The sequence below is a fragment of the Xenorhabdus sp. Sc-CR9 genome (assembly GCF_963897815.1).
Classification (GTDB): Bacteria; Pseudomonadota; Gammaproteobacteria; order Enterobacterales; family Enterobacteriaceae; genus Xenorhabdus.
Genome location: NZ_CAWQTY010000018.1, coordinates 1 through 5,036, shown reverse-complemented (window position 1 = coordinate 5,036; position 5,036 = coordinate 1). Strand labels below are relative to the sequence as shown.

At 48.2% G+C, this 5,036-nt stretch carries 2 protein-coding genes and 1 pseudogene; 2 read left to right on the top strand and 1 reads right to left on the bottom strand.

The genetic code is table 11. The features are described from left to right. The first annotated feature begins 370 nt into the window (after positions 1–370). A complete protein-coding gene (locus AACQ81_RS00975) occupies positions 371–877 on the top strand; it encodes a hypothetical protein (RefSeq protein ID WP_237388378.1) in 507 nt (168 codons plus the stop codon). Positions 878–1,092: 215 nt separating this feature from the next. On the opposite strand, the gene AACQ81_RS00970 is transcribed toward AACQ81_RS00975, so the two are convergent. After that, complete coding sequence (locus tag AACQ81_RS00970; RefSeq protein ID WP_237388377.1) at positions 1,093–4,353, bottom strand: Ig-like domain-containing protein; 3,261 nt, start codon at positions 4,351–4,353, stop codon at positions 1,093–1,095. Positions 4,354–4,753: 400 nt separating this feature from the next. On the opposite strand from AACQ81_RS00970, the pseudogene AACQ81_RS00965 reads away from it, so the two are divergent. Further along, positions 4,754–4,999, top strand: a pseudogene (locus AACQ81_RS00965) (transposase); the annotation flags it as partial. Between the last annotated feature and the right edge of the window lie 37 nt (positions 5,000–5,036).

Sequence of the window (5,036 nt, the reverse complement as noted above, 5' to 3'; positions counted from 1 at the left end):
CAGATGAGTGGCTCAGTGTATGCGTCAATAGCTTCTGAACGGGCTTAAAACCCTAGGCTGGATCAGACTGCATACACCGCGCCAAATCTAATCGTATTTATTTTAACCTATATTTAAGATACAAGGCTGGTTTCTTCTCATTAATGGAGAGATCCCGTTCTATTGCGATTATGGGTGCACTGTCGCCGATTTTGCTGCTGCGAGAAACCTGATCGGTTATAACAAAAAAAACGGGATTTACTTCAAATTCGCCTATGAATCCTCCGAAATCAGAGGGTATGAACCGCCGCCGGGAACCTATGTTCTGGCTATCAGAAAATACAATTACACCCACAACTCCGGTTATTTTGGCCGCTGTGTTTATGCGGAAGTGAAACAAACCCAGTGTCCGGAAGAATTTAAAAATATCATGACGGATATGCTGAACATGTCGGCGGAACAGTTCACGTTTGAAGAAGTAAAACGGCCGAAACCACAGGGAAAATGCACACCTCAGTTACAGCAGTGCATCAGTGATTTTTTTACCAGCGTCAAGCAAGATCGCACAGATGAAATTATGGCTTTCATCAGGTCTCCCATGGATGAAGACGAAGAGGAAAATATTCCTTATCTTCGTAAACTGTACTATGGACACTATGAAAGCCCATATCAGAGAGATGATTTAGTTAAAAGTGAAATACATAAAACAGTGGTATCGGAGATCTACAACTACTTTGAATCGCTCGACAAAACAAGAAAACTTGAGAATGGCCGGGATCTTTTTCCCTTTCTTTTTAGTCCAAAAAAATATGATATCAGCACCATTGTGCCTAAAAATGTGAGTTTATGCGAAGTTTTTATGAATATGATCCATATTCAGGATGAGAAAATCATGTGATAAAGCGTCAGAAGAATATTTATCTTCTGGTTTGGCCTGTTGCTATAGAAAGATCAAACCAATGATATTGCATATTCCACCCGCCAAACAGACTCCGCCATTACCTCAAACGGAGTCTATTCCCTGGCAGGAGGAAAGGGCAATTTCATGAATCAAATTGGCAAGATCAGACAACGCTGGCAGATCAGGCAAAATAGCGTAAACACAGAACCGCCTTAGCTTCCACACGCAAATGCCAGCCGATGCCAGGCATTACGCGTCCAGCTATCCGATTCTGCCCAGAATGCCCATTTTGTCTGCGCATCCATTGAACCGGAACTGCCAGAAAGATAATCTGTGGAAACCACATAAAATTCTCTCACCCAGCCCTCATAGTGATAAAAATTTCCCCATTCTTCATAAAGCCGTTCAAGTGCATATTTGGGCGCAATCTGGCTGCCGAGTGATTGACAAATTTGCGTTGCATTAAAATAAAAATCTTGCGTCAGGCCTGAGCGCTCAAACCAGGTATCGCTTGTTAAGGTCAGCACCACCTGCTGCCCTGCCTCATCGGTCCCTGTCAGTCTCACACCATCGGGACGTTGCTGTACGACCACCGTATCACCGGATACCGTGACTGCCGGAGAATCACTCTGCCAGTTCACCCGGCCTGTATTACCGGCGGTGATAATGCGAAATTTCGCGCCACGCCAGAAAACTGAAGGCCCACGGGCGCCGAAGGATTTCTGGTTGGCATTACCGCCCTGACTGTCAACGGCGATGGTATCGGCAATACGTAATGGCGGGATAAAGTCGACTGTGGGTGAGATAACTGCCTGGTCATCGATAATGGCCGTCACTGAAGCGGTGCCTGTCTTCTGGCTGATCAGTGTCGCGCGGGCTTCGCCGTTTTCATCGGTTTCAGTCTGTGCGTCTGTAAAGTGACCGCTGTCCGAACGCCACCAGACAGGAATACCGACGGCGGGCTGTCCGGTCAGATTTTTCACTGTTACTGTCAATGTGACGCTATCCTGACCATTGGCAATAATGCGGGTTTTATCTGCATGCAGGGTGGATGTCAGCACATCATCAAACCAGAGCGTCGGGGCAGTCACCGTCTTATCATCAATCTGGATCCATACCCGGTGCTCCCCGGCAACGGTGCTGGTCAGTTGAATTTGTGCCTCCCCCTGCGAGTTGGTTCGGGTTTCTGCTGATGACAGGACACCGTTGTCGGTGTGCCAGATGACGGCCTGATCTTTAACCGGTAACCCCAGTGTATTTTCAACAATCGCAGTCAGTACGATAGCCTCCTGCCCGTCGCCGCTGGCGTGGGTTTTATCCGTAATAATAACGGATTGCAACTGGCGCTCAAACGTGACCCCGCCCGCCGCGATGATGGTACCTGACATGTCAGCGCGGACACGGGCGACGCCGGCTTTCCGGCTGATAACCCGTGCCCGGGCTTTCCCCCTGCTGTCGGTGATAATCTGTTCATCGGCAATCTGGCCATGATCCGTTGACCAGACGATTTCCCTCCCTGCTATCGGCTGGTCAGCCGCATCACGCACGTCAACTGTGCAAAGCACACTGTCCTGTCCATCAGCAATGGCCGTGCTTTTGTCACAGATCAACGTATGGGTCAGTGAGGGTAAAAATTCAACCGGTGATGCCGTGATCGTCTCTTCGTCCGCCATCACCAACACCTCTGCAATACCGGAGGGTAAACTGACTAATGCGGCAGTGGCCTGCCCGTGATTATTGGTTGTTGACGATGCGATCAGGAACTTACCCCGGCTGGTTTGCCATTTAATAATCTGATGAGGAACGGGAACGCCAGCGGCATCCTTTACGGTGACGGTAAACGTCACGGCATCCTGACCATCGGCTCTGGCCTGCGTTTTATCTGTGGTGATAACAGGCTTCAATACCGCGCTGAAGTGCACCGGCAAAGCCACAGTGACATTATCACCAACCGAGACCTGTACGCTATGCTTCCCGTGATGATGACTGCTCAGCAACACTGCCGCCAGCCCCTGTGCATCAGTTTTCTGTGTGGTTTGTGAAAGTTTGCCTTTGTCGCTTGACCAGCTCACCATTTGATCGGGAACAGGTTCACCGTCACGATCTTTCACCATCACGGTATACATCACACTGTCCTGACCGTCAGCCTTTGCCTGCGTCCGGCTTGCGGTGACCTGCACATGGGTTTCCGTCGGCAGGATGAAAATCGTGGTTTCCGATGGCTGAGAACGATTGCCGTGCTTATCAATAGCAATACCGGAGAGCCGGATCATTTTATCGGTGGCTTTCGGTAAAAGCAGCATGACCTTATCAGGCGTCTGGTGAACAATTTTTCCACCGGCTTGTTGTAATTCGTCAGCCCGGAGTTCTAAACGCGCAAGGGAATATTTGGAGGTAATCCGTGGCGTAAAGGTGATGATTTTGCCTGCACCGCCTTTAAGCTGAACGGGAAAATCCAGTGTTATCAGCGTCTGCTTGCGGTAATCCAGCACCATATTATGATTCCGGTTGACAAAATCTGTCCGTCTGAATGTCAGGCTGCGTAACGGCGCGACTGCGCTGGGCTCAAGCTGTTGTGCCAGGGGGACGCCCAGCTGGTAATTAAGTGTCAGCGTAAAACGGTTATCCCGGTGATCCTGCTTTCCCAGCCGGACATCCGCACCCAATGTGACTAACGGCACCGGCGTGTATGTCAGCCCGGCCGTCAGGCTGTAAGGATTGTGCTGACGTCTGTTGTCACCAAATAAATCCACTTGCTGCCCGTAGTACTGTTCAAACACCACCTGCCCGCCCCAGTGCGGCAGCGCGGGTAACCCGCCTTCTACCCGGATATCCCAGCCATTGGCGGGGCGTGCATCATAATCGCTGATTTTTCGGGAAGTTTTCCAGCCGGATAAGCGCTGGTAAAGGTTGGCAGAGAGTTTGAAGTTATCGAGCCACGCTTCTGCCCCAATGCTGTAGCGATGGTGTTGAGCCGGCCACTCAGCATCCCAGAACACATTAGCCCCCCAAAGCCAGTTATCACCCAGATAGCGGTATCCCATACCAAGATGGGTGGTCGTCTGACCGTGCCCGGCTTTAACACCCCACTGGCTGAATGCGGTGTAAGCCGGGGTGGTATACCACGGCAGCACCCAGTCCAGCGCGGCTTCTTTTAACGAAAAATGGTGATCAAAGGGGAGTGAAATCCGCGCATTGCCGAACTGGTTAAGCCACGGGGTGAATGTGGCAGTGACTGCTGATGACAGCTGCTGGGCAGCGATCGATTGTGCTGCTTCATTGGGAGGTTGCGAGTGGGTCAGTTGTCCCCATTGAGAGGTGACTTCAGCCAGTTTGTAAACTGCATGGTTATCTTTATTTTGATGTTCTGATATGGCTTGGCTGTGAAAACTGAATGAAAGGCTCAATAGGCCAATAATCAGAGATTTTGAACCATCAAACAAAGACGAGTGCAATTTTTGATATACTGGCATATTACCCCTTCCATACTTCTGGAAAAGGACAACATAGCGAATGGAATGATAAATAATGCCTTTTAATTCTATTTTGAATTTTTAGAATTAATAAACCCTGATTAGATTAAAGATTGTTTTATAACTGCTTAATAAAAAAACGATACAATCAAAAAATACATATTAATAATGAGAATGGTTTTCAATATAAACAAGATGTTTGATTAAATATCGATCAAATGAAGATTAATACTCACATAACGCTTAAAAAACCAGCCCAGAAAAATACAAAAATATAAGAATATTGATTTAAATTTACATTTATATATAATTCAACGCCATTTTCTTCCTATGATAATGTCGTCATAAATTATTTTGTGCGATAATAAGATTTGCATTCCATAAACAGAGTGAACTAACCATGAGCACACCTGCATACCGCCGCCACGATATTTCCGAACATGTCTGGAATTTACTTGAGCCCCACTTACCTGGTCGAAAAGGCGCTTGGGGACGGGTTGCTTACGATAATCGATTATTTATTAATGCCGTATTTTGGATTTTACGTACGGGGGCGCCTTGGCGAGATTTACCGACCGATTACGGTGATTGGAAAAATACGCATCGCCGTTTTTGCCGGTGGCGGGACAAGGGCATATGGGAAGGGTGACTCGAGCAACTCATTACTGAGCCGGATTTTGAGT